Raw genomic sequence first — 352 nt, 5'->3', positions numbered from 1 at the left:
CTGAGCATCACCTCGGTTATCGTGTCACACGATGTGCCTGAAGTGATGAGTATTGCCGATCATGTGTATTTGCTGTCCGGTGGCAAAATTATTGGCAGCGGCACCCCGGATGAACTGAACGCCAATCCTGATGAGCGGGTTCGTCAGTTTTTGGATGGTAAAGCGGATGGCCCTGTTCCTTTTAACTTCCCTGCACAGGCACTGGAGCAGGATCTTTTCAGCCAGTTTTTGTCGTAACCGCTAACTTGCACTGAGTTGGTGAGTCATCGCGAATGAAGAAAGGTAATTCCATATTATGTTAACGGATTTTATCGTGCAGCTGGGCCAGAGTACGCTGTCCAGTTGCCGTACC

Annotated in this window: 1 pseudogene; it reads left to right on the top strand. The window is 49.4% G+C overall.

Going from position 1 to position 352, the window contains the following annotated elements:
- Positions 1–237: pseudogene (locus ACYP03_RS24875) on the top strand (phospholipid ABC transporter ATP-binding protein MlaF); the annotation flags it as partial.
- Positions 238–352: the final 115 nt, after the last annotated feature.

Source organism: Photobacterium sp. R1, assembly GCF_054600795.1.
Note: the sequence above shows the minus strand (reverse complement) of the source record. Positions and strands in the feature narration are given on the sequence as shown.